Raw genomic sequence first — 25,511 nt, forward strand, 5'->3', positions numbered from 1 at the left:
TGTTTTGTATTAGTTAGAGTACTGCCATAAGGAGATGAAATATGTATGTTGGAAATGGAACAATATGTAAACAAGAATCGTCGGGAGTACTTGGATAGTTTATTTACCTTTTTAAGGCAGGAAAGTATTAGTGCCCAAAATATCGGGATGGAAGCATGCTCTGCCATGTTAGTTGAAATGGTAGAAAATATAGGATTAAATACAAGCTTAATAGAAACCGATGGTCATCCTGTTGTCTATGGTGAAAAAATAAAAGATCCGAAACTTTTTACATTATTAATCTATGGTCATTATGATGTGCAGCCACCTGATCCAATAGAGGAATGGAATACGCCTCCTTTTGAACCAACTATAAAGGATGGGAAGATTTTCTGTCGTGGAGCGGGGGACAATAAAGGGCAAATAATGGCACAGCTGCTGGCAATTAAAAGTTACCAGGAAGTGATAGGGGAGTTACCAATCAATATTAAGGTTGTAATTGAAGGGGAAGAGGAAAGTGGCAGTCCTAATCTAGCCAGGTTTGTGGAAGAGCATCAAAAATTACTAAAAGCTGACTTAGTGTACACATCAGATGGTCCCATGCATGATAGTGGCGCTCCCTTTGTATTACTTGGAGTAAGAGGAATGCTGTTTATTGAACTTTTAGCTAAAGGCGCAGAGTGGGACAACCATTCGGGTAATAAAGGGAATATCGCTCCAAATCCTGCTTGGAAATTAATCGATTTATTGCAGACCATGAGAGATCAGAATGGCAACGTCCTCATTGAAGGGTTCTATGATGATTTACGTAAACCAACAGAAAACGAATTGGAATTAATATCTACATTGCCATTTGATCCAAAATCGATTGCTGAAAAGATTGGTTATAAAGAATTTGACATGACCAAAGAAGCGTATTATAAAAAACTAACGTTAGAACCTACTTTTAATATAGCTGGTTTTCATAGTGGTTATGGTGGCGAAGGTGCAAAAACGATTATTCCATCTATTGCAAATGTCAAAATAGATTTTCGATTAGTAGTGGATCAAGATCCGGATGATATTTACCGGAAGATTGAAAAGCATGTAAAAAAATATGCTCCAGATGTAGAGATTATCAGACATGGCTCCATGAAAGCCTCTCGTACACCTGCAGATTCAAAAGAGGTGGCAATTATTAAAAAAGCGGTAGAAAAATCATATCATCAAAAACCAATTTTACAGCCAAGTCTTGGTGGAAGTTTACCAGATTATGTTTGGACGCAACTATTAGGCGTCCCTTCTGTTGTCGTGCCGTATGCCAACTTTGATGAGGCGAATCACTCTCCAAATGAGAATATAAATGTAGAGAATTTTTTTGATGGAATTATGTGTACATGTCATGTTATACACGAATTAGGAAAGGCGTATGCTTAATTAAATATACAACAAAGTCTTTGAAAAGATTTCCAGGGTTCTTATTTGCATCTTCTTGAATGGTAAATAAGAACTTTTTTGATGCAGAGATAACCTTGCATGATAAAGGGATTACAGTAAAAATGCTTATTTGTCATTCAATTAGAGGAAGATTAAAAATATATTGACTTTTTAAATAGAAGCATGTATTATGTTGAAAAATGTCGAAAAATTACGTTTATCATTTTTTGGCTTTTAATCGAGTTGAAGCGAATGGAGGATATAAATGAAAGATACGCGTAGTTATATTAAACAATACTTAGCAAAAAACAAAGCACTTTTTCAGCGAATTAGTGAATATATCTATCAGCATCCTGAAACAAGATTTGAAGAATATGAATCCTCTAGATTCTTGGCTTCCGAATGTGAGCAAGAAGGATTTATTGTTGAACGAGGAGTAGCTGATATGGAGACTGCTTTTGTTGCAACATACGGGAGCGGCTCGCCAATTATTGGATTCTTAGGTGAATTCGACGCGCTTTCTGGTCTTGGCCAAGAACCAAATGAAACGGAATATAAACCAGTTAAAGTTGATGTAGGCCATGGTTGTGGGCATAATTTGCTTGGTACCGGTTCTTTAGCTGCTGCATTTGCAGTTAAAAGTTACATTGAAGCGAATGGTTTATCTGGTACAGTGAAATTCTTTGGTTGCCCAGGGGAAGAAGGCGGGTCTGGTAAAACATTTATGGTTAGAGAGGGTGTGTTTGATGAGGTAGACGCAGCCTTAACATGGCATCCATCTCCAGCTAACGCAATAATGAGTTTATCGAGTCTTGCTAACTACCAAATAGCATTTAAATTTAAAGGGATCCCATCACACGCAGCTAACTCTCCACATTTAGGAAGAAGTGCATTAGATGCAGTTGAGTTAATGAATGTCGGTGTCAATTATTTGCGTGAGCATATCATACCTGAGGCAAGGCTGCACTATGCTGTGACGAATACAGGGGGAATTTCTCCTAATGTGGTACAGGCTAATGCGGAAGTGTTGTATTTAATTCGTGCCCCTAAAGTTACTCAGGTGGATGAAATTTATCAACGTGTTTGCGAAATCGCTGAAGGTGCAGCTAAAATGACGGGAACAGAGTTGGAAATTGATTTTGATAAAGCTTGTTCTAATTATATTCCCAATCGCAAGCTTGAAAGCCTCCTATATAACCATATGCAGGAGTTAGGAATTGAGCAGCCTACTGATAAGGAAAAGGCATTTGCTGAAAAAATCTGGTCTTCGTTGACAGATGTGGAAAGAGGCGGTTACCTCGAAGTAATAAAAGGATTTGGTTATGGTGGCGATGGCAGTGAATTCGCTGGTAAATATCTCTCCGACTCCATCGCTGAATATGAACCAACGGAAGGAATTCTTCCAGGGTCAACAGATGTTTCGGATGTTAGTTGGGTTGTTCCTACTGCGCAATTAACAGCCTCAACCTCAGCTCTTGGAACACCATTGCATACATGGCAAATGACGAGTCAGGGAATTTCTTCTTATGCTCATAAAGGCATGCTTCGAGCCGCAGGTGCAATGGCATTAACATCTCTTCAGCTTCTGTTAAATCCGGCTGAATTAATTGAAGTGAAGCAAGAATTCCATGCATTTCGAGAAAAACATCCATATCGCTGTCCAATTCCAAACCATGTACAACCTTCCAAACTAGAAGAAGGTTAATAAACAATTAAAAAGATTATCGTTTTTTGAAAGAAATAATGATTTTAAAAGTAAGGAGAGGGGACAGATGAAAACGAGAAAAGGATTTTTTCAGAAATTTTTGAATTATATCGAAATAGTCGGGAATAAATTGCCGGATCCATTTATTTTATTTTCGGTTTTAGCCCTTTTAATTATTATTGCATCTTCTATATTTAGTATGTTTGGTGCATCCGTTATTCATCCGGGTACAGGCGAAGAACTTCAAGTAAAAAACCTGGCGTCTAGTGAAGGTTTGCAATTTATTTTAACATCCATGCTTGAGAATTTTACAGGATTTGCACCCCTTGGTTTAGTCTTAGCGATGATGCTAGGTATTGGTCTCGCAGAAAAAGTTGGAATGCTTGATTATGCCATTAAAAGAACGATTTTAAAATCGCCACCAGCGTTAATTACGTATACCGTAGTGTTTGTTGGTATTCTAGGTAATATCGCTTCAGATGCGGCGATGGTACTCGTTCCGCCGTTAGCTGCTATGGTTTTTTATAAAGTTGGCCGCCACCCTCTTGTAGGTTTAGTTGCTGGTTATGCAGCTGCTGGAGCAGGTTTTACGGCAAACTTATTCATTGCTGGTACGGATGCGCTCTTGTCAGGTATTTCTACAGAAGCTGCGGCGATTATTGATGATAGCGTCGTCGTTACACCCGTCGATAACTGGTACTTCAATATTGTTTCTGTATTTATACTAACCATTGTTGGTGGATTGGTTACCAATAAATTCATTGAACCTAGACTAGGTAAATACAAAGGCGATGCTGTTGAAGCAGACGTTGATGAAGACCCTCCAAAAGCAGGAAAAGCGTTCCGAAATGCGATCATTGCAGCAGTGATCTACTGGGGAATTATTGTCATTGGGATTGCACTTCCAAACAGTCCGCTAAGAAACGAAGAGGGTGGTATCATACCTTCTCCATTTTTAGATGGAATTGTGCCGATTATCTTATTCTTTTTTATAACCATTGGGGTCACGTATGGTATTACCGTTGGCAATATTAAATCCGGAAAGGACATTAGCAAGTACATGGGTGAATCGATGAAAGACATGTCGAGTTATATTGTACTCATCTTTGCTATTGCGCAATTTATTGCGTACTTTAACTGGTCAAATATTGGTACATGGGTAGCTGTCAATGGCGCAGAATTCCTTAAAGACATTGAATTTACCGGTATATGGCTTATTATTGGTTATATTATTTTTACTGCATTAATGAACTTCTTGATTACATCTGGTTCGGCAAAATGGGCACTGGAGGCTCCCGTTTTTGTACCGATGTTCATGCAATTAGGTTATCATCCTGCATTTACCCAAGTGGCATATCGTGTTGCAGACTCCTCAACAAATATTGTCACACCACTGATGCCATATATGGTTATTGTGTTATCATTTATGCAAAAATACGATAAAAAAGCAGGTATTGGCACATTTATTTCATTAATGCTCCCTTACTCAATCTGTTTCCTTATTACATGGATCATCTTAATTCTTATCTTCTACTTTGTAGGAATCCCGTTTGGTCCAGGGATTACACCTTTTCTTTAATACTTTGTCGTGTAGCGTAATTAAATAGGATTTAATTAAAATGAAAGGGATGATTATAATATGAGTGAACAATTGGTCGAAAAGTTAGTACATTGGCGGCGTGATTTTCATCAATTTCCGGAAGTGGGTTTTTTGGAAATGAGGACGGCTTCAATCGTAGCAACAATTCTTGATGAACTCGGGTTTGAGTTACAAATGGGCCGTGAAGTCATGTCAGAAGCTGAATGTATGGGCAAGCCATCTGCCGAAGTGACAAAGGAACATTATCTCTGGGCGCTTGAAAATGGAGCAAATAAAAATTATATGGAGCACTTTTCAGATGGCTACACAGGAATTGTAGCAACACTGGATACGAAAAAACCAGGGCCGACAATCGCCTTTCGATTTGATATGGATGCGTTGGAAATTAATGAATCAAGCTTAGACAGTCATTATCCGATGAAGGAAGGATTCAAGTCGCAGTTGCCGTATCGGATGCATGCATGTGGACATGATGCTCATACCTCTATTGGACTTGGCTTGGCTACGTTAATTGCAGAGAATAAAGATCACTTATCGGGAAAAATAAAATTGATCTTCCAACCGGCAGAAGAAGGCACACGTGGTGCTAAATCAATGACGGAAGCAAAAGTTGTGGATGATGTTGATTATTTTATTGCTTCGCATATTGGAACAGGGGTGCCGCATCATCATTTTGTAGCAGCTAATAATGGCTTTCTTGCCACAACAAAGCAGAACATATCATTTAGCGGAGTAGCTTCACATGCTGGTGGCCGCCCAGAGGAAGGGAAAAATGCACTGCTGGCAGCAGCGGCGGCAGCATTAAACATACATGCGATTTCCCGTCATTCTGATGGGGTGACTAGAATCAATGTAGGCGAGCTCCACGCAGGAACAGGCAGAAATATTATTGCTGACCAAGCCGATTTAAAAGTGGAAACGCGTGGTGAAAATTCTTCGGTTAATGAATATGTGAAGCAGCAAGTAAAACAGATAGTTGCAGGTGCCGCACAGATGTATGGAGTAGATTATCACATGGAGACAGTCGGCGAAGCTATCAGTTGTATTTCATCAAATGAGTTAGCAAACGTTCTTCATGAATGTGCAGAAGCCAAATCTCTTTTCCAAGCAAGTACAGTAGAGGTAAACGCAGCTGCCGGGTCAGAAGATGCAACCTACTTTATGAAACGTGTTCAAGATAATGGCGGCTTAGCAACGTACTGCATTTTTGGAACCGAGTTAGCTGCTGGCCATCATAATGAAAAATTTGATATTGATGAAAATACTTTACTCCCAGCCGTAGAACTGTTATATGCTTCGATTCTAAGCTTAGAAAAGCATGCACAAATGGTTTAAACCAATTTACAATTAGAAATAACTAAAACGCCATTCCAAAAGAATGGCGTTTTAATCCGGTTCCATATCTTTTCACAGTATAAATTGGTTTAGATGCAAGCGTATCTATGGAAAAATGGTCAGGGAATTTAATGGTAGTGAAAATGATCGGTTTTCGTAAAAGGCGAACATTAATTTATTTTTTTTGATTAATGTTAAGATTTATTTGCTTAACTTGCATGGATTTGCTATATTATTAGAGTAATAAAAAATTAAATATCATACTCGTATATCCTCAGTAATATGGTCTGAGGGTCTCTACCAGGTTCCCACGGAAAGAACCGGACTACGAGTTAAAGTATAAGATTTGTTCGGCTTTTATGCTATTACTTGATATGTTAAATTGCTATATTTATTGCTGATATATCTTTTCTTTAACTTTTGTAGGTCTGGAAGGTAGAAGTCATTCTATTATTCCGGGCTTTTTTATTGCATCGATTTCGAGTAAATCAAACAGCGAGGAGAGCGATTTACGATTTATTTCGAGAAAGCAGGACTAATATCAATATAATATTCTATTACACCGAGAGGAGAGACATAATTGAACAGGTCTAATTTAATGGAAAAAATATTTCAATTATCTGCAAATCATACGAATGCAAGAACAGAATTCACTGCAGGATTAACTATTTTCATGACCATGCTTTATGTATTAATTGTTGTACCGGGAATGCTTGAGGGTGCAGGTATACCGAAAGGACCAGTTACAGTAGCTGTTATTCTGATGACGGGTCTAGTAACCATAATAATGGGAGTATACAGTAATCGGCCTTTTGCCTTGGCCCCTGGCCTTGGTTCAGTTGCTTTTCTTTCTGTTACGCTAGTGGTAGCAGAAGGAATACCTTGGCAAGTTGGAATGGGAATGGTATTTATTTCCGGAGTCCTTTTTGTTTTATTTACAATTTTAGGATTAAGACAGCTGATTGTTCGGCTTATACCACCTGCAATTAAACTATCTATCGGTGCAGGAGTAGGATTATTTATTGCACTCATTGGGTTTCGTAATGCAGGATTAGTAACGGCTAGTGAAAGCGCGAATTCCTTGCAGCTTGGAGATATAGGTTCTCCGAACGCAATTTTGGCGCTTATCGGATTCTTTATTATGAGTGTATTACTGGCAAGAAATGTTCGGGGTCATCTATTGATTGGAATTATTGCTGTTACCTTAATTGGAATTCCGATGGGGGTTACACAATTGCCTAGTTCTATCTTCTCGCTTCCGGAAAGTGTCGCACCAGTGTTATTCCAATTGGACGTTATGGAAGCGTTGGACGTTTCGTACTTCCCATTTTTGCTTGCTTTTTTTGTACCAGACTTCTTTTCGAGTCTTGGAACAATGCTTGGAGTTGCCGGTAAAGGGAACATGTTAGATAAAAACGGTAATTTACCTCAGATAGATAAACCATTCTCAGTTGATGCGGGTGGCACAGTTTTAGGTTCATTATTTTCAGTTCCTGTGATGACCACCTATGTTGAATCGGCAACTGGTGTTGAGGCTGGAGGACGTACAGGATTAACCGCAGTTTCAACTGGGATTTTATTTTTGCTGACTTTATTTGTTACACCTTTAATCATGATTATTCCAACAGAAGCCACAGCTCCGGCACTAATTCTAGTCGGATTGACAATGCTTTCATCTGTTAGAAACATTAATTTTCAAGATGTGACAGAATCATTACCTGCTTTCATGACAATCGTTATTACCATATTTACCTTTAACTTTGGAAATGGAATTGCTTCTGGGATTATTATATATGTGCTCGTAAAGAGCTTGTCAGGCAGATACAAGGAAGTTCATCCTGGACTATATATTTTACTAATACCACTTATCATTTATTTTATTACATTAGCTGAATGATGAAAAAACCGGAGGGAGAATAATCGTATGTTTTCACGGCAACATATTGTAGCAGCAGCACGTGGTGATGAACGGATGGATACTGTGATTCGAGGAGTTAATCTGGTGAACGTTTTCACGGCAGAGACTTATCCTGCTGATATTGGAATTAAAAAAGACCGTTTTAGTGCAATAGCTCGTTATGAGAATAATAAACCAACCTTTTACATGGAAGGGGATAATGAGGTTGATGCACAAGGTAAATATGCGATACCTGGTTTTATCGATTGTCATGTGCATATTGAAAGCACAATGGTTACACCAGATATGTTTGCGAGAGCAGTACTTCGACATGGCACTACAGTAGCTGTTATTGATCCACATGAAATTGGCAATGTCATGGGTGCTGAAGGGGTAAGCTATATGATAAATGCTAGCAAGGGACTTCCGGTACGAATTCTTACAACAATTCCATCCTGTGTTCCAGCTGTTCCCGGTGTGGAAACAGCTGGGGCAGAATTTGGTCCTGAAGATATTGCAGCATTGTTAGATAATCCTGACGTAGTGGGAATTGCTGAATTAATGGATTATGTAGGTGTTATTAAGCAAAATCCACGAATGGCAGGCATTGTGCAAAAGGGGCTTGATTTTGGTGTACGTAATGAAGGTCATTTGCCAAGGGTTACTGGTCGAGACTTACATGCTTATCTAGCGGCTGGAGTAAACTCTGATCATGAAAGCCGTACAGTAGAAGAAATAGTAGAAAAACTGCGTGCTGGTATGTTGATTTATATTCGGGAATCCAGTGTCAGTCAGTTTGCGGATATAGCGGCAAAGGCATGGGAAATCCTTCCTCACGCTTCTAACATTGCAATGTGCACGGATGATGTAGAACCGAATGATATGTTGAAAAATGGACAAATGAATCGAGTGGTTCGTCGTTGTATTGAAGAAGGAATACCAGCACCACTTGCTATTCGTTATGCCTCGCTAAATGGAGCGATGCGATATGGACTTCATGACCGTGGCGCAATAGCATCCGGATATGTAGCGGATTTTTCTTTGGTAGATTCATTAGAGACAATGCAGATCAATGATGTTTATGTACAAGGGGAACAAATGGTAAAGGATGGAAGAATCATCACGGATATTACCACTCGTACGCCACCGCTTCGTAAAAATACCGTCCGTCTACCGGAACTTAATGAAAAGGATTTTATTATTCATTCACCAGTGGAAAACGGAACGATAACACTAAATACAATGGAGATGACACCAATTGGAACAACGAAAATAGGTTCTTTAGAGATACAGGTTACAGATGGGGAAATACGTCATTTACCTGAAGAATATGTTTTTGCAACTGTAACTGGACGCCATGGTCAAAATCGTAAACCATTTGTAGGTGTTTTAAAAAATTCAGGGATACGCAGTGGTGCATATGCAACGACCGTAGCTCATGACAGTCATAATTTAGTCGTTGCAGGCAAAAATGCTAGAGACATGCTGATGGCGGCAAAACAACTACAGAAATCTGGCGGAGGACTATGCTTAGTGGAAGATGGAAATGTTATGGCTCAAGTAGATCTGCCAATAGCTGGATTAATGGCAGCGGAACCTATCGAGGAACTGTCTCCAAAAGTAGAGAAATTCAATGAGGTGGCTCAGTCTATGGGAGTGAAGGTGGGCAGACGTTCTCCATCAATGGCGCTATCATCCCTGACATTAACCGTTATCCCTGAAATTCGCATAAGTGATCTAGGCTTAGTAGATGTCAACACCCAACAACTAATTCCGTTATTTAGAGAGGAGTGATGGAAGAGGCCGAAGACTCCCTCTTTTTAATCCTATCCATTAATGGAAATATATCTTTGATACTAGAGGATAGTGTTATATGCTATCCTCTTTTTTTATTGCTGTGATGGTTAAGGTTATACCTTCTTCTTTTAGCTTGGTAAAATATAAGACGATTAGATTGGTCTGAATGAAATGTGGAATCACTAAGTTATTATTCTTCTACAAAATAGGCAATGGTTGCACGTTCTATATGGAAAAAAGCTGATATACTGACCCTGGCCAAATTGGGCTTCCCAAACTTTCTTTCTGAAACTGGAACAGGAGTCTTCGTGATTGGTTACAATATTGCCTTGTCTTATTGTCTTACTACGCAGGTACAACCGGACTGGCCACATTTTCGGTCATCCATTATCTACATACCTTTATGTTCCTGGCGTTTATCGGGATTGGCACGTCCATCCAACCGATGATCAGTTTTTACTATGGCGCCAAAAAATATGGATCAATCAAAAATACGGTGAAGATTGCGGAAATCACAGGATTCGCGCTGGGCGGTATTTTCCTCGCTGCAGGCTGGTTCGGTGCTGATATCCTGGTTTCGATTTTTGGTGTGGAAACAGAAGCTATCCGTCAGCTTGCCGTTAAGGGGATTGGCTTGTTCTTTATTGGTTATCTGTTCATGGGGATTAACTTCATTTACATGTCCTATTATCAATCGGTTGCTTACATCAAACCGTCCATTGGCATCACACTTTTTCGCGGCTTCATTCTCCTGGAGATCGCACTCGTTATACTACCAATTTGGCTTGGAACCACAGGTGTTTGGCTTGCACTTCCTGTAGCGGAAGGATTAACCGCAACTTTTCTGTTGGTATTTGCAAGACAGGGAGTCATGAACCGGAAGCTGGAATCACAGGGATATTAAAGTATAAAGGTAATTGCCAATCTAACAATCAGTGGGGGATAAAAGAAAACCCACCACTGATTAAAGTTTCACTTTATACACACCTACTAAAAAGGACTTACTTCTTTCAAATGTAAGTCCCTTTTTTTTAGCCTTTCGTGGAAATGTGAGAAAGAGCCTTGTCTACATCGCCAATCCTCATAACCAGCATGCTCACATCCGCAGTAAGTCAGCTTCAACTTTACTTCAAATCCTCACAATACTGACGCATCAGCTTGAAAGCTTTGGACTGGCTTATTTTCAAATCCTCTGCTACTTAACGAGAGCTTTTATGCTTGTCGTATGAATTTCGTATCATGCTTTTTTTAACGTCTTCAACAGCTGCATCAAGTGTTTCTGAATCAGTTGACTTTGAGTTTTGTTTACTATTTTGTATTATTAAGTTGGGTATATCATCTATTTGGATAAAGCGATCACTTGTGACAACAAGTCTTTCCATGATACTTTCCAATTGCTGCACATTACCTGGCCAATCGTAATCTACGAGAAGATCAAAGCTATCTTTCGTAATGAAATTTTCCAAATTATACAGATTATTAAATCTTGTATAAAAAATGATAGATCAATGGTACAATGTCGTCTTTTCTTGTCCGTAAAGGAGAAAGGGTAATATCAATTACGTTCAGTCGGTAATAGAATCCTCTCTGAATTGTTTTTGTGCTACCATATCTTCTAAGTCTCTGTTCGTTGCTGCGAGAATGCGAATGTCTACCCGTTTCATTTTATCTCCACCTAAAGGCAGGAATTCGTTTTCCTGTAAGACGTGGAGGAGCTTTGCCTGTAGCTGCAGTGGCATTTCACCAATTTCATCCAAAAATAGGGTGCCTTTATCCGCGAGTTCAATCAGCCCTCGTTTAAAGCTCGATGTTCAATTAATTGGTTGGGGTGAAAAACAATCCTCTATAGGTGTTGTTTATATATATTATTTAAAATCTAAATAATTAGAATTTTAGAAATATATTGACCTATTAACCACTTACTGATTTAATAAACGTAACTATCTAACTATCTAACTATCTTATAATGCATGTTCAAATTGAGGATAAAAATGACTAAGAAGTTTGAGACCGTGAAGCTTTAAGCAAGATGTAGTCATTACTACGCATTGGCTTGTAATTTTAAAAAATAAAAAGGGGGGAAAGGTGAAAGTTATCTGTGTAGCTGGGTGCTATGTGATGTTTAAACCAGCTAATGTGTCATAATTATAGGGAAACAGTTAACATTTATGCAGCAAAGATTGCTATAGTCGTATGTACCAATAATATGAAAGCGATTCCAATAACTTAGGTGGTATCCCTATGGCCAGGTAATAAGTTGATCATCTATCGAACAGACCCTATTTATAGAATGGGTACCATCATACGGCAGTTGAAATTTCTCTTTCTAGAAATGGAGGGGATTTTTATTAGTTTCATGATAGCTTTTGGGTTAGCGAGTATTATGCTCTGCCTCGGTATAATCATTCGGACAAAGGTTACATTTATTAGGAAAATGCTAGTACCTGCAAGCGTTGTCGCTGGTTTGTTAGGCTTGATTCTTATGAATACGGGTCTTATCACATCGACGGACTCAGAAATGTACGTTAGTATGGTAAATTTCTTATTTACTATTACCTTTATTTCCATTGCATTGACAAGTAGCCCTAAGTCAAAAACATCAGGTTCTATTGGTAAGAGTATTGCGAAAGGTTCATTAGGGTTAGGCTTTCATTGGAATTTGCTATATGCTCTTACTCCTGCCGTAGGGGCACTTGTCATCTTGGGTATTGGTGGTTTCTTCGGAATGGATACAGTCTACGGCTTGCTTATCCCATTTGCTTTTGCACAAGGTCCAGGACAAGCGGCTACGTTTGGCACGATTATGGAGCAGCAATATGGAATTGTTGACGCTGCTACGGTCGGAATTACCTTTGCTGCTATCGGATTTTTATTTTGCTTTCTCGTTGGTGTTCCACTAGCCAAACTTGGTATAAAAAGAGGATTGGCGAAAAACTTGGCTAAATCCGGAATCGACGGTTATGTTGAAAGAGGCTATTATGTGAAAGAAGAAAAAAGAGAGTCATTAGGTAATGAGACAATGTATAGTGGAAATATGGATACGATGACCTTTCATTTTGCGATTATCGGTCTCTGTTTTATGTTAGCTTTAGGCATGGCGCAAGTAGTGTCATTCATTCCTGGTGTAGGGGCCACTTTTAGTGGCATGCTATTTATTTATGGGATGTTAGCTGGATATCTAGTAAAATTTATAATGAAAAAACTAAGTATTGAGCATATGCTGGATAATACGTTTCAATCCAAGATTACCGGCTGGTCAACGGATTATTTAGTAGTTACGTCATTTATGGCTGTACCATTTAGTGTTATTGGTGTTTGGATGGTTCCGATTATTATTGAGGCAATTGTGATAACGATTTTAACTATCGTCATATGCGTTTATTTTGGTCAAAGAATTGGTGGGGAGAACGATTTTGAAAGAACGGTTGGATTATATGGTACAACTACTGGAACCGTTCCAAGTGGTATTGCGCTTGTAAGAATTATTGATCCTTCTTTAAGAACTTCAACTGCCGTTGAATTAGGATTGATGAATGTTCCGATGATCGCCTCATATGGAACAGTTGTTACCATATTAGCTATTGCTTCTGGTACGTTATCTTTGACTATAGGAATTCTATTACTTTTAGCGCCGATTCCTATTTATTTAATCATATTAAAGGTATTCAACGTATGGGGAAGAAAAACATATAATTTTAAACCAAAAAATGTTGAGAATGTAGAGGAATTAAAGTCAGTTGTTTCTAAGTAATTTAAATGACAAAGGGGTGTATTAATTTTTATGAAGAAATTGTATTTTGGCGGAGACATTATAACCATGGAGAATGAAAAGGATGTAGTAGAAGCGGTATTGGTTGAAGATGGGGTGATTAAGAAGGTTGGTAGCTTCATAGACTTTGAATCCTTCATGAATGATTCCCGTATTGAAAAGATTGATTTGAAAGGAAAAACATTGATGCCTGGATTCATCGATCCTCACGGGCATTTAGCTATGATGGGACCGATATCACAAATGGCGGATTTAAGTAAATGTGAGAGTTTTGATGATGTTATTTATACACTGAAATTATATATTGAAAATAGAGGATTAAATAGGGAAGACGTAGTTGTTGGCTTTGGCTACGACCATAATTTTTTGAAGGAGGAGAAACATCCTACCAAGGAAGTATTAAATCATGTTTCGGCGGAAAACCCTATTTTCGTTTTCCATGCATCTGGTCACGTAGGGTGTACCAATGATGCTGGTCTGAAATTAGCAGAAATTGATGAAAATACCCCTAATGAAGATGGAGGAGTTATCGGCAGAATAGAAGGAACAATGGAGCCCAATGGTTATTTGGAAGAAGGAAGTTTGTTGAGTTTACAGAAAACGTTATTCCAAGATTCGAAAGCGGATATAGTTGAATTAGCCAATCTTGGCCAGGCAATGTATATAAAAAATGGGATTACTACAGTACAAGATGGAGCAACATCCAGTGAATATCTCGAACTATTCAAAGCCTTGGCTGAACAAGGTGATTTGAAAGTGGATGTTGTTGCCTATCCTTTAGTGGTTGAAAATCCTGATGATATGGGAAAAAATGAGAAATACGCCAAAAAATATCATAGGCGACTTAAAATAGGTGGTTATAAGCTCTTTTTAGATGGTTCCCCTCAAGGAAAAACGGCATGGATGACAGAGCCGTATGAAGGGGAAGAAACCTATCGTGGTTATTCTTGGTATAAAGACGAACAAGTGAAGCAATATGTAGCTAAAGCTATAAATGATGACGTACAGCTTCTGACCCATAGTAATGGTGATGCTGCGTCCGATCAATTATTAAGAAACTATGAAGCTGCACTGCAAGAATCGGATAATTCTAATAAAGCCAACTTACGCCCGGTTATGATTCATTGTCAAACCGTTCGAAATGATCAATTGGATAAGATGGTTGAATTATCGATGATTCCTTCTATATTTATACCCCATACATACTATTGGGGAGATGTGCATTTGAAAAATCTGGGGCATGAGCGCGGCAGCCGTATTAGTCCTGCAAAATCTGCCTTTGAACGGGGGCTTGTCGTCAACTTCCACCAGGACCCGCCAGTTGTAAAACCTGATATGCTTGAAACCATATGGTGTGCGGTCAACCGCATCACAAGAAAAGGTGTTCATATTGGACCTGAAGAATGCATCCCCGTCTATGATGCAATAAAAGCAGTGACAATCAATGCTGCCTATGCATACTTTGAAGAAGACCAAAAAGGTAGTATCAAAGAAGGAAAACTGGCAGATTTAGTTATATTAGACCAAAATCCATTAAAAGTAGATAAAATGAAAATAAAGGAATTACAAGTTGTAGAGACGATTAAAGAGGGAAAGACCATTTACAGCGTAGATTCCGTGCTTACAGAATAACTGGGGCTTCTTCCAAAGGGAGAAAGGTGCTGATTGCACTTTTCTCTTTTTTTAAAAGATAAGAAATCAACATGGCTCCGCTCCGCGTAGCCACCATCTATCATGAAAAAGAATTTCTAATTAAAAAAGTGTATATACGTTATTCAAATCTGGCAATACCAGTATTAACAATACGACCAGACCGAATATACTATGGTGGATCCTGAAAGTGGGTACCCTGTGTAAGAAACGGGTTGTGACAGTATAGAAGAACCATCTATTGTGCCTCGATCACGTATACAAAAGTTTTACAAGAGAACTACTGTCATTTGTATTGTTCATTTAATGATGAGGTGATTCTCCAATGGAAGCCATGATTGAAAGAAGTGCAGGTTTAGATGTACACCAGGAAACAGTAGTCGCTTGTGCGTTAGTCGGTTCGTTAGACAAAAAGCCAACGAAGTCTATTGAATTTTTTTCAACGAACACAGAGGGTTTATTAAAGTTTAAACGATAAGAAATTTACTTATGAAGCATTCCAAGAGATATTTATTACGCAAAATACGATAGATAATTATATTCAACGAGGCAAGAAAGTTCTAAAAACGGAATTATGGGTAGTTATTATTATCCTTACTTTTTTTGATAACTCAATCTCTTATATTGTTTGTTTTATAATGGCATGCTTTACATTAATAAATGCATTATTGTGTAGATTTCCAAAAGAAAGGTTTAAATTATAAATAAGGTGGTTAATTACATACATATAGTATACTAAAATGTGTTGCCCAATCTGTACATGAATTTGTCAGACAAAGCGGTTACCAAATCTCTCACTTTAGCACAACCTACACCGTCGTTAATATATGCAGAACTTCTTAATTGTAAGAAGGGGACAGATGCGATGAAGATTGTGAATCGGGGGATTTTACGTGATGAGGAGCGTCTTTGAATATAGTGAAATGATCAGCCTTGATTACTCTATCTCGTACTTTACACCCGATCCTAAGAGCCACCAATATAGAAGGTTATAAGTGAAAGAAGATTCAAGAACAGATTCTTGAATCTTCTTTTATGCTATCGGGTATTTACAGGACTGTTCATTACGTATTAATGGGAAGTGTAATCTACTAAAACTATCATTCCTCTGTAAAATAGGCAATGGTTGCACGCTCTATTTCTTGAAAATAACTCCTGACAGGGATCGGCTGTAAGGTAACTCGTCTTGCGCTTTCAATTTCCTGATAGTCTAGATGCCAAATGTAGTCTTCTTCCTCTACTGGTAAAAAGAAATGAATATCATCAAATGCAGATTGATCTTTGACGTAACTAGATTTCATAAAAGAAATATTATCGAATTCTTGCCCATTTGCTAACAATGCAGAGACAAATTCGCGTATCGGTTTTGGTTGTTTTTGATCCGCTGCCATTGCTTGTAAAGCAGGGGCAGGGGAGGTATGGAACTCATCAAATAGCTCCTCCGGAAGCTGAATAGGCTGCCATCCATCCACAGAAATCTCTGTATCCTCCATTCGAGCATGCTCTCGAAGCAATTGGCCAATGCCGTCTTTTACACCTAGGAAAGAGAAGTGATGATTGCTTCCATCAATAGACTGAACCAATGTATCTTTTTTGTTGGTCAATAAATGGATAATAAGTACGTTATGATTACGCATATTGATCGTGCGAATCTTCTTCTTGGAATGTACAAGCAGGTACAATAAATCTTCTAATCCTCTTGCAATCCCCGTTTCTTGATTATCATCCCAATATCCCTTATATCCTTTAATTTCTAGGTAAGAGGATGAAGAAAACAGTCTTACGCTGCTTGTTTTATGGGCATATTTTCCTAAATAACATTTCTTAACTCATATAATCACCCATAAAATGGTACTTACTACTCTACAAGCAATCCATCTTTTTAAGTACCATATTACTATATGGGAATTTCTTTATTTCCACTCTAATAAGCAATACGGATTACGTATTTAGAAATAGTAGGTGATCAATGTGGAATTAAATTTACATAAGTTAAACTCGGAGCTTTTGGAGCTTCAACGTCTCATCGGTATAGCCAACTTAAGATTAGAAGAAAAAAATGAAGAATTAAGACGGTTAAATAGTGCTTTATCCCAATTACAACTGAATAAAAGTGATTTTAATAGGACAAAAAGCATCTGTATAGAACCAGAATTCACAACGAAAACGCTTCATGGTAATAATGCCACTAAAATACATAACTTCAGAGAAAATGAATTACAAGTGAGCTTCTCAGCGATTTCCGATAAAGATATTAGTGATGCGGAGAATCGAATCATAGTACAAATCAATCAGATAAAACAAGAGATTTATGTAATAGAAAGCAATATCTCATCGATGGAAACACAGCACACAAATGTAAACAGACAAAAGCGTGAGGTGGAAAATCAATCATGAGTGAAGAAATTAAACTCCAACAAACCCCTGTGGAGAATGGAATTGCAGAATTACGAACTTCTATCCAAGAGCTGAATACATCTTTCGCACGGGAAATTGATGGAGAAAATCAGCTTCGGATGCTACGATCGTTTAATGAAATAAAAAGGGAATATGAGGAACTGTTAAATCAATTTGAGGCATTATTTGTTGCTAATGTAAATGCGACTGAAAAAGCCATCACAAAACTTCAAGAGACTGAACAACAAGTGGCGAATGATATTAAGCTGAAATAAGCGTCAGATCGCATAGCTAACAGCATTGGCATGAGGTATAATTAGAAAGGAGGTTCTCTCTTGAAAGTTTTAGATGTTCATCGTGTGCAGTCTGGAATTGATTATGCTGTAAAAGATATTGAATCCCTTTATGGCCGAATATCTTCTATTCAACGTGCAGTCAGGGATTTCTATTGTCTCGATGATGCATTAAAGGGAAAAGCAGGAGATGCAATGCGGACATTCTATAATGAGTGTCATCAGCCATTCCTTATCTTCTTGTATCAATCTTTGGTAGACTATCAGAATACATTAGTAGATATGAAACAAGCGATTGGTACATATGAATCTAATACAAATGGCTTTATTGATCAGGGATTTCTAGAAAATGAAGTGGACCCAAGCTTGGATATAGTGAAGACAAAAACGATCGAGTTAACCAATGAAGCGAACCATATTCTAGGAAGTGTGCAGGATATAGTCGCTATTCCTAAAATTGATGAATCTCGAGTGGTTGAAGATGTTCAACGCGAAAAACAAATGATTCAAGATGTAGTGGAAGAGTTGCATCGATTAGATGACTATGAAACCTCTCAGCTTGAACAAACAAAAGTAGATTTACATAAAATGAGAAATTACATATCTGAGCTTAGTTCCAAATTCGACAGTGGCGATTTGTCGGTACAAGAATTCAATATAAATGCCGTCAATGGCATTACTGCTTATCAATCTATCAAGAATAGTAATTCAAAAAATGGAAAAGAAACAGCAGAAGTTATAAACTTGTATTCTATTAAGAACTTGCCACTATATGAAATTGAAAAAGCGAAGAATGAATCGTTGAAAGATATGGATGAGTTATCACAAGCAATCTTAAATAACTCGTATAAGGACTTAGAAAATGGAGTAATTGATAGAGAACAATATTACACAAATTTATCTGTACTTGAAAAATTAAAAGGTGATTTAAGTGAAGATGAATTAAAAGAAGATGTACCTGACAGCTTTCTTGGCTATTTAAAAGGTAATGTTGAAAAAATAGGTACGAATTTAGGTGTAGATATTACTGCTACGACTCTTCAACAAGTAGGCTATGGAACAACTAAATTTGGTGGTTTGATAAACATAATTAGTGGTATACATGGACCTTCAGGAAGTAATTCCTTTGTAATGATCAATAAAAGAACAGCAAGATTATCCAACTCTTTTATTAAAAACGGCGAGAATATACGTACGGCAGGAAAAGTTTTAGGTCGTGGTTTTATGGCAGCTGGTTTTGGTGTTGGTATCTATGTGGATTTAGCGCATAAGGATAAGACTGTAGGAGAAGCGATTTCTCATAACTCAGCGGCTTTAGGAGTGGGGGTAGTTGCGAATATAGGAGGAACAGCTGCAACGGCCTTCTTACTTGGTTCAAATCCAGCTGGTTGGGCTGTACTAGGTGGTATAGCTGCGGGTACATTTGCTACAACTGCGTTTAATTTTGTTTATGATAATAATTTTTTGGGGCTTCAAGATGGTTTAGATACAGTGGGGAAAAAGTTAGATGATATGGGAGAAAAAATTAACGAAACATTTGATAGTACAATGGAAAACGCAGGTGAGGCTATACAGAGTGGTCTAAATGCTTTAAATCCAATGAACTGGGGATGGTGATCATTCTATGAAATGTGAGATTCAACGTGTAAATAAAAACATAAGATATAGAATTCTATCAATTAATAATAATGATTATTACCTTGTAGATATGGGGCAATCATTATGGAAAATATTATTTCCTTTTTTGTTTTGGATTTTCCCACATACCGTATATAAAATTGACGATGAAGATATGTTGAGAAATATACAAGCTCCTGAATTAAAACAAGCAAAAACCAATTACTTTAGTATATTAGGAGCAGGTATCTCCATATTATTAGCTAATCTTTTACGACCTTTAATGGATTATTTTAATATTCAAAGTTCCACATTAGTGAACTCTATTATTCTTATCGTTGTGTTAATAATAGCTTTTTTACTCCGTTTTTATATAAGTAATATGAATAAGAAAAATCTATATAAAGTTGCTAAAACCGAGCAGTTATCAACTGATAGATTATGGATCAGACCAAAATCAACGAAGTATTGTTTTCAATATTTATTTTTTTATCTATTCTTCTTAGGATTTACACTAATAAGTTTTGTTGCATTTATTGAATACGGGAATGTAATGATGCTATTCTTTGCAACCGTTTTTTTGTTTCTTTTATTCATTGGTAGTGGCATGACAGTAATAGATGGAAATACAACAGTGAAATTTAAAGATGATAAAAAGGCAGTTGGATAGCATTATAATAAAAGGAGGAAGCACATAGTGTTACCAATAGGATCCATTGTGTACTTAAAAGAAGGAACAAGTAAACTTATGATTCTAAATAGAGGACCGATCTTAGAAGTGGAAAACGAAAAGAAGATGTTTGATTACTCAGGATGCTTTTATCCTCAAGGGTTGGTGCCCGATAATGTTTTTTATTTTAATCATGAAAATATCGATAGGGTAGTATTTGAAGGATTTAAAGATAACGAAGAAGAACGTTTCCAGAAACTTTTTAACGATTGGAAACAAGAAAATAATGAAAGTATAGAAAAGGGAATAGTTACATACCCATTGAAATAGTAAATGCTAGACCATTTTTAGAAGTTGAGCGTAAGGGTTCTATCTAAATAAGGTAGAACCTTTACGCTCAATAAAATATAGATTATAGTAATTATTCTAAGTTTGTATTTTGTTGATTGAGTGCATCGTAACTCTCTTCTTAGTTCACCTAGTTTATCTGCAACTGCTTAAAGATAAATGATTCTGTAATCTTTTAAAAAGAGATAACCTTTTTGCTTAAATAATAGTTATAGGTTTTAATATAAGTTTAAATTTCAAAATAGTTGATTATTCCTGCTATATCAATTCAGACTAGCGTAAGTATGGACGTCAATTCGTCTCCTCCCCAATCTCTAAAATGTATAAAAAAGGTAAGAGTAGTGCAAAAAAAAGTAAATGTGCTTTTAGATAGAAAGCTGCTCCTGCTTTGAAAGAAGGAGCAGTAACAGTAACAGTGTTTCGATAACCTTGTATCATTATTTTCCCCTTTCTTTCTATAAAACGCCGTATTTCTATTAATTTTGTAAAGGTTTATTTTTGATAATATGTGGCTTATATAAATTTAGAGAAGTACACTATTATACTTCAAATTCTGCATCTAGAACTGAACGCTTATCTATTATTTAATTACTAAAAATGGAAATAACGCCAAATAACTGCCAGAGTAAAACAATAACAAACAGTATAGCTAATAACTTATTCCACAAAAGCGGCAAAACGGTTGTAATAACTTTTGTATATGATAGTTAATACCTGAAGTAAAAATAACAATATATTTAAATACAAAATCTATTTTTGTCTGGCATTCTAAAAACATTTGCTCCATAGACATAGACTCCTATAGTAAATGGATGAAAGATAATTGAAAAAGCTGCAACCATAAAACTCGTGGTAATAATCAAAAACAAAATTGTACTAGGGAAAGGAAGTTCTGCCCCCAGGAAAATTAGGGAAAAGAGGAATATAAAAAATAATGGCATGTACAGAGCCAACCCATGAATTTTTTGTTTGTTCGAATGAATACAAATGTTTATTGCTCCTTTTTCGAAAAGCTGCAGCGAATGCTAATAAAACTAGAAAAGGTTGGGGAAAAAGCAAAAAACCAATAGATCATGGTGCCAATCCCAATTCCAAGAAGGATAATTAATTAGAAATAGAAAGACGGTAAGAATAACAATACAGTTAGCCTTTAAAAAGAAATGAATCCTTCTGTAAGAACATATGTATTTTTCTTTTCAGTTATAGGATTATTAATTATCTTAATCCATTTCGTGTTTTATCTCCTGCACCATCTCTTGACTCCGTATATTATAGCAGATAAGAAATTTTGTTAGCTTATGATATATTCTTTCCCCTATTATACTCACTATGATTAAAGCAAATATGATGAGGTAACAACACCATTATAAGCCTGAATAAAGACTGGATATAGGTATTACTGCGAAGTCAGTTACTCCAACAACTTTTATTCCACCTATGACACCATTAATAGTACCATCTACGACTTCTCCTATATTGAATCGCCTTTTTGTTTTGCCTTACATCAGTGTGCTTTGATTTCTTAATTTCTTAAAATCTGTAATGCTTTCATCATCAAACAAACCTGACCCTCCAGAATTGGATATAATTACCTGTTTTTGTTATAGAACAAAAAGATTTCATAAAGCGAATAAAATTTAAAGAGAGAAGTTGAATACTATACGAAGTGAGTCATAAAATTGTAAATGATGGACAAGTAGTTTTTACTTTTGTATTTTATTTGATTTCCGAAATTGAGAATTTAATTCTTGGATTAATAAGACGTGTAAAGATGAACGCTCTATGATTAGGGTAATAAATGATTCACGGCGGCGATCAATTGATGGATTTAGGAATAAAAGACGGATCGAATTAGTTTTCAGCTTGTAATTATTTTTACGTTTACACTAAACGAAGCAGAAAAATGAATGCGCTTACAAAATATGTCGAAGAATGGTTTAAAGAAAACTATTTCCTTACCACTGCTCAGTCGTTGCTAGTTACAACAATCAATTTCTATTCAACAGGATAACAGGATAAAATTGATGGAGGATTTTCGCGGATCGTCGGGATTCATGAAATCATGCGCGATTACAATTGTGGATGTTCATGATTAATAATGAAAATGGGGGAGGATGCATGATGAAAAAAATTGCTTTTAATTGGGTGATTGGTAGCTTAATGATTGTTTTGCTTTTGGCTGGGTGCAGCAATGGGGAATCGGCTTCTAGTGAAGGAGATGGTCAAGAATATACTATCAAATTCGCTCATGTGGTAAGTCCATCTACTGCAAAAGGGAAAGCGGCAGAAAAATTTGGTGAACTTATTGAAAAAAGAACCGATGGGCAAATAAAAGTAGAAGTCTATCCAGATTCTCAACTCGGAAGTGATCGTGAAATAATTGAACAGATGCAGTCTGGTACTGTGCAAATGAACGCACCATTTACAGGTGTTTTACCTACCTTTGTAAAAGAATTTGAAGTGTTTGATCTTCCTTTTTTATTTGAGAATCGAGATCATGCCTTTAAAGCAACGAATGGTAAATTAGGGGATATTCTAGGAAAAAAATTAGAATCGCAAGGCATGCATTTATTAGGTTTCTGGGACGGTGGATTCAAGCATTTGACGAATTCCATACATCCAATTGAAACACCGAAGGACATGAATCAGCTAAAAATGAGAGTTTCACAAAGTCCGCTTCTAATCTCCCAGTTTCAGGCAGTTCATGCAGGTGGAGTGTCCATTGATTTTTCTGAGTTATATACTGCTTTGCAAACTGGTACAGTAGATGGTCAGGAAAATCCACTATCCAATATTGTTAGTAAGAAGTTTTATGAGGTGCAGGATTATCTTACGCTAAGTAGTCATGGTTATATGGCGTATCCACTTGTAATCAGCAGTAAATTTTATCAAAAGCTGCCTGAGGAACTACAAGCAGCTGTAGATGAAGTTTCAAAGGAAGTGACGGAATGGCAGTGGGAAGAATCGAAGCGTGATGAAGAGGCCTATCTAAAAAAATTAAATAAAACAGATATTCAAATCAACGAACTGAGTCCGGAGCAGAAGGCAGCCTTTAAGGATGCAATGTCAAGCGTATATAACGAATTTAATAAGTTGGATGGTAGTAAGGAATTGCTAAATGCGGTTGATCAATAATTGCCAAACTAAAATTAGAGCGGTTGAGGCCGTTCTTTCCCTTTTTTCTTTAATTGATTCAAAAGGAGCATGTAAATGAGAATAAATAAATTATTAGATCACTTGGAGGAGTACGTGGCAGTGCTTTCTCTTCTCATTGCTTCTTTACTGGTCTTCCTTCAAGTAGTACTTCGATATGCTTTTAATATATCCTTAGTCTGGTCTGAAGAGGTTTCAAGGTATATTATTATTTGGTTTATTTTAGTGGGGAGCAGTATAGCAGTAAGAGAGAAGGCACATGCGACAGTTGATGCGGTGGTTACATATCTGCCGTACATACTAAAGAGGCTATGTTCGATATTAGCGAGCGTGATAGGAATGATCTTTAGTGTCATTCTTATCTGGTCTGGATCGATTACGGTTTCCAATGTAATCGAATTTGGGAATGTAACACCTGCTGTAGGTATTCCGATGTTTATCCCATATTTGGCGCTTCCTGTAGGCGGTTCATTAATGTTCATTCGTTTTCTACAATTACTAATAAAAGATGCTACCAATGCTAAAAAAAATAATTCCAATGGAAATCCTCCAGTTACAGAAGGGGGGAAGAAGGAATGATTATCGTTATTTTTGTTCTTCTATTAATTATTGGAGCACCGATTGCCGTAGCAATAGGCTTAGCGAGTTTTGTAGCCATGATGCAACAGGGAGTTTCGATTGATGTATTCTCTAGAACCATTTTTGCGGGAATAGATTCCTTTACTCTGATGGCCATTCCTTTTTTTATCTTTGCTGGAGATTTGATGCTTGCTGGCGGAACGTCGAGGAGATTAATTGATTTTGCTAAAAAGCTAGTAGGCTGGACGACGGGTGGATTACCAATTGCAGGGGTTATGTCTTCTATGCTATTTGCCGCACTTTCAGGTTCTAGCCCTGCTACGGTAGCTGCCATCGGTGGATTAATGATTCCTTCGTTAAATGATGCTGGATATTCAAGGAAATTCGCAATCGGTTTAATGACAACTGCTGGAACATTGGGTATTATCATTCCGCCTAGTATCACGCTGTTGGTCTATGGCTCTTCTGCAGAGGTTTCCATTAGTGATTTATTCCTTGCTGGAATCGCTCCGGGAATTTTTATTGGTTTGGTCCTGATCATTGTCAGTTATATCATTTCAAAAAGGGAAGGATTTAAACCAGAAGGAAGGGCGAGTCTTGGAGCGGTTGGAAAATCATTTATCTCAGCCATTTGGGGAATATTGCTTCCTGTTATTGTTTTAGGAGGCATCTATTTTGGGATTTTTACTCCGACAGAGGCTGCCGCTGTTGCAATTTTTTACAGTCTAATCATTGGGTTGTTTGTCTATAAGGAATTGACAGTGCGAAGGATCATCGATGTTACGAAGAAATCGGTTATAACTTCTTCGATGATCATGCTTGTTATTGCGGCATCTAATGTGTTTAGTTGGTATCTAACCTATGAGCAAATACCTGCCAATCTCGCATCTGTTTTTCTTGAGTATGCCAACACTGAGGTGGTTTTCTTATTACTTGTTATAGTCATTTTGCTGCTGGTAGGAATGTTTATGGATACGAGTGCGGCAGTATTAATTTTTGTTCCGTTATTTTTGCCAATGGTTTTCGAACTTGGGATTGATCCGATCCATTTTGGAATTATTATGATTGTTGCTCTTTCTATTGGCATGATCACACCTCCGTTTGGGCTAAATTTATTTGTAGCTTCGGGGATTAGTAAAGTATCATTAACCGAGGTAATTAAAAGTACCGTTCCGTTTATTCTTGTTATGATATTTACCTTGCTTGTTATAGCATTCTTCTCAGAACTTTCTTTGTTCTTGCTCGCTGTATTTGAATAAAAATAAGAATCATTTTTAAATGATGGAAAAGTGATAGTAAAGTAGAT

Annotated in this window: 22 protein-coding genes and 1 riboswitch; of the genes, 18 read left to right on the forward strand and 4 right to left on the reverse strand. The window is 37.1% G+C overall.

The genetic code is table 11. The features are described from left to right. Nucleotides 1-45 precede the first annotated feature (45 nt). The 7 genes from BN990_RS03925 to BN990_RS03955 all read left to right on the forward strand — a co-directional run bounded on the left by BN990_RS03925 (nt 46) and on the right by BN990_RS03955 (nt 10,633). Nucleotides 46-1,395, forward strand: a complete 1,350-nt coding sequence (locus BN990_RS03925; protein WP_038242520.1) for a M20/M25/M40 family metallo-hydrolase — start codon at nt 46-48, stop codon at nt 1,393-1,395. A gap of 265 nt (nt 1,396-1,660) precedes the next feature. After that, entirely contained in the window at nt 1,661-3,100 is a 1,440-nt protein-coding gene (locus BN990_RS03930) for a M20 family metallopeptidase (RefSeq protein ID WP_038242521.1), read from the forward strand. A gap of 67 nt (nt 3,101-3,167) precedes the next feature. Beyond that, complete coding sequence (locus tag BN990_RS03935) at nt 3,168-4,679, forward strand: AbgT family transporter (RefSeq protein ID WP_038242523.1); 1,512 nt, start codon at nt 3,168-3,170, stop codon at nt 4,677-4,679. A 60-nt stretch (nt 4,680-4,739) separates the two neighbouring features. Further along, the gene (locus tag BN990_RS03940) at nt 4,740-6,035 is read left to right on the forward strand and encodes an amidohydrolase (protein WP_038242524.1); all 1,296 of its coding nucleotides are present in this window, start codon (nt 4,740-4,742) and stop codon (nt 6,033-6,035) included. Between the two features lie 244 nt (nt 6,036-6,279). Next, a riboswitch (purine riboswitch) is annotated at nt 6,280-6,383 on the forward strand. A 232-nt stretch (nt 6,384-6,615) separates the two neighbouring features. Next, nucleotides 6,616-7,932 carry an NCS2 family permease gene (locus BN990_RS03945; protein ID WP_021289568.1) on the forward strand — a complete coding sequence of 439 codons (1,317 nt, stop codon included), beginning with the start codon at nt 6,616-6,618 and terminating at the stop codon, nt 7,930-7,932. Between the two features lie 27 nt (nt 7,933-7,959). Next, nucleotides 7,960-9,726, forward strand: a complete 1,767-nt coding sequence (locus BN990_RS03950) for an adenine deaminase (RefSeq protein ID WP_038242526.1) — start codon at nt 7,960-7,962, stop codon at nt 9,724-9,726. A gap of 340 nt (nt 9,727-10,066) precedes the next feature. After that, on the forward strand, nt 10,067-10,633 hold the full coding sequence (locus BN990_RS03955) for an MATE family efflux transporter (protein WP_074436620.1): 567 nt from the start codon (nt 10,067-10,069) through the stop codon (nt 10,631-10,633). A gap of 295 nt (nt 10,634-10,928) precedes the next feature. Here the strand turns inward: BN990_RS03955 and BN990_RS21470 are convergent, their stop codons facing one another. Both BN990_RS21470 and BN990_RS21790 read right to left on the reverse strand, forming a co-directional pair. After that, nucleotides 10,929-11,231 carry an AAA-type ATPase lid domain-containing protein gene (locus BN990_RS21470; RefSeq protein ID WP_458647009.1) on the reverse strand — a complete coding sequence of 101 codons (303 nt, stop codon included), beginning with the start codon at nt 11,229-11,231 and terminating at the stop codon, nt 10,929-10,931. A 63-nt stretch (nt 11,232-11,294) separates the two neighbouring features. Further along, nucleotides 11,295-11,519: a sigma 54-interacting transcriptional regulator gene (locus tag BN990_RS21790; RefSeq protein WP_081856105.1), complete on the reverse strand. Its 225-nt coding sequence runs from the start codon at nt 11,517-11,519 to the stop codon at nt 11,295-11,297. A 566-nt stretch (nt 11,520-12,085) separates the two neighbouring features. On the opposite strand from BN990_RS21790, the gene BN990_RS03965 reads away from it, so the two are divergent. The 3 genes from BN990_RS03965 (at nt 12,086) to BN990_RS22480 (ending at nt 15,626) form a co-directional block, all read left to right on the forward strand. Then, nucleotides 12,086-13,480: a sodium/glutamate symporter gene (locus tag BN990_RS03965; RefSeq protein ID WP_038242535.1), complete on the forward strand. Its 1,395-nt coding sequence runs from the start codon at nt 12,086-12,088 to the stop codon at nt 13,478-13,480. 30 nt (nt 13,481-13,510) lie between these two features. Beyond that, nucleotides 13,511-15,130 (forward strand): amidohydrolase, encoded by a 1,620-nt coding sequence (locus BN990_RS03970; RefSeq protein WP_038242537.1) that lies wholly within the window; start codon nt 13,511-13,513, stop codon nt 15,128-15,130. A gap of 343 nt (nt 15,131-15,473) precedes the next feature. Next, on the forward strand, nt 15,474-15,626 hold the full coding sequence (locus tag BN990_RS22480; protein WP_158295216.1) for a hypothetical protein: 153 nt from the start codon (nt 15,474-15,476) through the stop codon (nt 15,624-15,626). A gap of 622 nt (nt 15,627-16,248) precedes the next feature. Here BN990_RS22480 and BN990_RS03975 read toward each other — a convergent pair. Next, the gene (locus BN990_RS03975) at nt 16,249-16,785 is read right to left on the reverse strand and encodes a hypothetical protein (RefSeq protein ID WP_148530679.1); all 537 of its coding nucleotides are present in this window, start codon (nt 16,783-16,785) and stop codon (nt 16,249-16,251) included. 334 nt (nt 16,786-17,119) lie between these two features. On the opposite strand from BN990_RS03975, the gene BN990_RS03980 reads away from it, so the two are divergent. Genes BN990_RS03980 through BN990_RS04000 form a run of 5 tightly spaced genes read left to right on the forward strand, consistent with a single transcriptional unit; the run spans nt 17,120 to nt 20,455 of the window. Then, nucleotides 17,120-17,545: a hypothetical protein gene (locus BN990_RS03980; protein WP_021289563.1), complete on the forward strand. Its 426-nt coding sequence runs from the start codon at nt 17,120-17,122 to the stop codon at nt 17,543-17,545. After that, entirely contained in the window at nt 17,542-17,820 is a 279-nt protein-coding gene (locus BN990_RS03985; protein ID WP_038242539.1) for a YwqI/YxiC family protein, read from the forward strand. Before BN990_RS03980 ends, BN990_RS03985 begins: the two co-directional genes overlap by 4 nt. A gap of 60 nt (nt 17,821-17,880) precedes the next feature. Then, nucleotides 17,881-19,455 (forward strand): ribonuclease YeeF family protein, encoded by a 1,575-nt coding sequence (locus BN990_RS21475; RefSeq protein WP_051739012.1) that lies wholly within the window; start codon nt 17,881-17,883, stop codon nt 19,453-19,455. A gap of 7 nt (nt 19,456-19,462) precedes the next feature. After that, nucleotides 19,463-20,125 (forward strand): DUF443 family protein, encoded by a 663-nt coding sequence (locus BN990_RS03995; RefSeq protein ID WP_021289560.1) that lies wholly within the window; start codon nt 19,463-19,465, stop codon nt 20,123-20,125. A gap of 27 nt (nt 20,126-20,152) precedes the next feature. After that, nucleotides 20,153-20,455, forward strand: coding sequence for a DUF4176 domain-containing protein (locus BN990_RS04000; protein WP_021289559.1), 303 nt, complete (start codon nt 20,153-20,155; stop codon nt 20,453-20,455). A gap of 309 nt (nt 20,456-20,764) precedes the next feature. Here the strand turns inward: BN990_RS04000 and BN990_RS22485 are convergent, their stop codons facing one another. After that, nucleotides 20,765-20,911, reverse strand: a complete 147-nt coding sequence (locus tag BN990_RS22485; protein WP_021289558.1) for a hypothetical protein — start codon at nt 20,909-20,911, stop codon at nt 20,765-20,767. A 1,683-nt stretch (nt 20,912-22,594) separates the two neighbouring features. Between BN990_RS22485 and BN990_RS04005 the strand changes: the two genes are divergently transcribed. The 3 genes from BN990_RS04005 (at nt 22,595) to BN990_RS04015 (ending at nt 25,464) form a co-directional block, all read left to right on the forward strand. Further along, on the forward strand, nt 22,595-23,608 hold the full coding sequence (locus BN990_RS04005; protein WP_021289555.1) for a TRAP transporter substrate-binding protein: 1,014 nt from the start codon (nt 22,595-22,597) through the stop codon (nt 23,606-23,608). 75 nt (nt 23,609-23,683) lie between these two features. Next, nucleotides 23,684-24,205 carry a TRAP transporter small permease gene (locus tag BN990_RS04010; RefSeq protein WP_038242542.1) on the forward strand — a complete coding sequence of 174 codons (522 nt, stop codon included), beginning with the start codon at nt 23,684-23,686 and terminating at the stop codon, nt 24,203-24,205. Continuing rightward, nucleotides 24,202-25,464 (forward strand): TRAP transporter large permease, encoded by a 1,263-nt coding sequence (locus BN990_RS04015; protein ID WP_038242544.1) that lies wholly within the window; start codon nt 24,202-24,204, stop codon nt 25,462-25,464. Before BN990_RS04010 ends, BN990_RS04015 begins: the two co-directional genes overlap by 4 nt. The last annotated feature ends 47 nt before the right edge of the window (nt 25,465-25,511 follow it).

Source organism: Virgibacillus salexigens, from assembly GCF_000723585.1.
In the GTDB taxonomy this organism is placed as follows: Bacteria; Bacillota; Bacilli; order Bacillales; family Amphibacillaceae; genus Virgibacillus; species Virgibacillus salexigens.

Coding starts and splice junctions, on each gene's coding strand:
- BN990_RS03995 (WP_021289560.1), top strand. CDS start 19,463: ATGAAATGTGAGATTCAACGTGTAAATAAAAACATAAGATATAGAATT.
- BN990_RS03970 (WP_038242537.1), top strand. CDS start 13,511: ATGAAGAAATTGTATTTTGGCGGAGACATTATAACCATGGAGAATGAA.
- BN990_RS03930 (WP_038242521.1), top strand. CDS start 1,661: ATGAAAGATACGCGTAGTTATATTAAACAATACTTAGCAAAAAACAAA.
- BN990_RS04010 (WP_038242542.1), top strand. CDS start 23,684: ATGAGAATAAATAAATTATTAGATCACTTGGAGGAGTACGTGGCAGTG.
- BN990_RS04015 (WP_038242544.1), top strand. CDS start 24,202: ATGATTATCGTTATTTTTGTTCTTCTATTAATTATTGGAGCACCGATT.
- BN990_RS03925 (WP_038242520.1), top strand. CDS start 46: ATGTTGGAAATGGAACAATATGTAAACAAGAATCGTCGGGAGTACTTG.
- BN990_RS03940 (WP_038242524.1), top strand. CDS start 4,740: ATGAGTGAACAATTGGTCGAAAAGTTAGTACATTGGCGGCGTGATTTT.
- BN990_RS22485 (WP_021289558.1), bottom strand. CDS start 20,911: ATGATACAAGGTTATCGAAACACTGTTACTGTTACTGCTCCTTCTTTC.
- BN990_RS03975 (WP_148530679.1), bottom strand. CDS start 16,785: ATGCGTAATCATAACGTACTTATTATCCATTTATTGACCAACAAAAAA.
- BN990_RS03950 (WP_038242526.1), top strand. CDS start 7,960: ATGTTTTCACGGCAACATATTGTAGCAGCAGCACGTGGTGATGAACGG.
- BN990_RS03985 (WP_038242539.1), top strand. CDS start 17,542: ATGAGTGAAGAAATTAAACTCCAACAAACCCCTGTGGAGAATGGAATT.
- BN990_RS03965 (WP_038242535.1), top strand. CDS start 12,086: ATGATAGCTTTTGGGTTAGCGAGTATTATGCTCTGCCTCGGTATAATC.
- BN990_RS22480 (WP_158295216.1), top strand. CDS start 15,474: ATGGAAGCCATGATTGAAAGAAGTGCAGGTTTAGATGTACACCAGGAA.
- BN990_RS04005 (WP_021289555.1), top strand. CDS start 22,595: ATGAAAAAAATTGCTTTTAATTGGGTGATTGGTAGCTTAATGATTGTT.
- BN990_RS03935 (WP_038242523.1), top strand. CDS start 3,168: ATGAAAACGAGAAAAGGATTTTTTCAGAAATTTTTGAATTATATCGAA.